The 2,098-nt window shown below is 65.8% G+C and carries 2 protein-coding genes and 1 pseudogene; 2 read left to right on the top strand and 1 reads right to left on the bottom strand.

All coding sequences use genetic code 11. From position 1 onward, the window contains the following. A partial coding sequence (locus tag H0V78_01260; GenBank protein ID MBA2350446.1) for a hypothetical protein occupies positions 1-212 on the bottom strand: 212 nt, incomplete at its 3' end. On the opposite strand from H0V78_01260, the gene H0V78_01265 reads away from it, so the two are divergent. Both H0V78_01265 and H0V78_01270 read left to right on the top strand, forming a co-directional pair. Then, positions 211-747: a mechanosensitive ion channel family protein gene (locus H0V78_01265; protein ID MBA2350447.1), complete on the top strand. Its 537-nt coding sequence runs from the start codon at positions 211-213 to the stop codon at positions 745-747. The genes H0V78_01260 and H0V78_01265 overlap by 2 nt on opposite strands. Before the next feature lie 313 nt (positions 748-1,060). Then, a pseudogene (locus H0V78_01270) lies at positions 1,061-2,098 on the top strand (transposase).

Consider the following 2,098-nt stretch of genomic DNA (forward strand, 5'->3'; position numbering starts at 1 on the left):
AGGGTATTGAGAGCCGGCGTAAGGTTCACTTTGATGATTTGCAGAAACCCAATCACAATCACGAACAGCAGAGTTGGACCTGTCACCCAACCTAAGATTTTAAAGAATCTTCCTGGATCTTGGGTCAGGTTGAACGTCAGCAGTGCAATTGCAAAGAAACAAATCCAGTCCAGAACCTGCTGCCGGTAAGGACCCCCGGGATTGAAGATCATGGTAGCGATGTTCGGCTACGACGACTCGATCACCGATGCGCAGGAAATCGCCCGCCGGGTGCTGGCGGACCACCCGGCGGTCTTGATTGACCCGGAGCCGTCGGTGCTGGTGGACAGCCTGGGCAATGCGACCGTCAAACTGCGCGTCTACTTCTGGCTGAACGGTTGCGAGCACAGCTGGCTGAAGGTTCGCTCGTCGGTGATCCGGCTGGTGAAGCGCGCTTTCCAGGCGCACGGCATCTCGATGCCCGACGAGGCCCGCGAGGTGGTGTTCCCGCAAGGCATCCCCATCACCATGCTGGAGCGGGAACCGGCCGCGGCCAGCGGCGAACGGCCGGCGACGGCGCCACCGCGGGGAGCGCCGCAGGATGAACAAGCCGAGGTGTCCACGAAGGCCGAAGCCGGCCTCTACAGCGAAGCCGCCGTCATCGAGGATCAGGCGCGGCAGGCACAGCAACTGAAGGTCGGGGAGAACCTGTTGCCAGCCACCGAGACCGCGGCCGCCGGGAAGCAGCCCAAGGGACCGGCCCAGTGACGCCGCGCGGGCCGGCTCGCTGCCTGCCGGACTTCAGACCCGTCGTCCGGAGGCCGGCATCTCCCTTTCGTGCTGGGATTCTGAAGATCCCGGCCGAAGCTGCCTGGTCAAGCAAGTCCAAGCTGATGCCTCGGTCCGCATCTGGCGGCACCCGGCCAGAACCTGCCGGCCGACGGAGCAGCCAGGGGCAGTGTAAGGAAATCCGACAGGCGCTCCGTTGTCGCGCTTGGCGCGCCCGGCGGCATCGCGGGATGCAGACTCGCCGACTGCGCGATATGCTGTATATCCATACAGCTTCGCAAGGACGCGGACCATGTCTCGCACCGCGGCGGCAAGGCGTGCCGAGCCGCAATGGGGCGCTGCCGCTTACCAGCGCCACCGGCCCGAGCAGACCCTGCTCTACCGGCTGGTCGAGCAACACTACCCGGAGTTCGTCGAACACCTGGCCGGGCAGGGCCGGGCGTTGCCGGACTACGTGCAGCGGGAGTTCGAGGACTACCTCAAGTGCGGCCGCCTGGAGCACGGCTTTCTGCGGGTGCGTTGCGAGTCCTGCCATGCCGAACACCTGGTGGCCTTCAGCTGCAAGCGGCGCGGCTTCTGCGCGAGTTGCGGGGCGCGGCGCATGGCGGAGAGTGCTGCCCTGTTGGTCGATGAGGTTCTGCCGCAGGCGCCCATGCGCCAGTGGGTGCTCAGCTTCCCGTTCCCATTGCGCTTCCTGTTCGCCAGTCGCCCGGCGATCATGGGCCAGGTACTGGGCATCGCCTACCGCGTCATTGCCGCGCACCTGATCAAGCAGGCCGGGTTCACCCAAGACAGCGCCCGCACCGGCGCGGTGACGCTGATCCAGCGCTTCGGCGCCGCGCTGAACCTGAACATTCACTTCCACATGCTCTTCCGCGATGGCGTCTACGTCGATGCCGCCAGCGGCGTGCGCTTTGTCTGGGTGAAGGCGCCGACCGGCACGCAACTCGTCCGGCTCGTTCAGGGCATCGCCAAGCGCGTCGGGCGCTTTCTGGAACGGCAAGGCTTGCTGCAACGGGATGCCCAGAACAGTTTTCTCACCGAGGCGGCGCTGGGCGAGGGCCCGATGGATCAGCTCGCGGGCCACTCGATCACCTACCGCATCGCGCTCGGGCCACAGGCTGGTCGCAAGGTGTTCACGCTGCAGACGTTGCCTGCCTGCGATCCGGGCAATCGGCTCGGTGACTCGCTGGGCAAGGTGGCCCGGGTTCAGCCTGCACGCGGGCGTGGCGGTGAAGGCCCATGAGCGCAGGAAACTCGAACGGTTGTGCCGCTACGTGAGCCGCCCGGCCGTCTCGGAGAAGCGGCTCTCCCTCACGCCCAAGGGCAA

It is taken from the genome of Burkholderiales bacterium (genome assembly GCA_013695435.1).
Taxonomy (GTDB): domain Bacteria; phylum Pseudomonadota; class Gammaproteobacteria; order Burkholderiales; family JACMKV01; genus JACMKV01.

Excerpts from the sequence above, each read along its gene's own strand:
- H0V78_01265 (MBA2350447.1), top strand. The coding sequence starts at position 211 with ATGGTAGCGATGTTCGGCTACGACGACTCGATCACCGATGCGCAGGAA.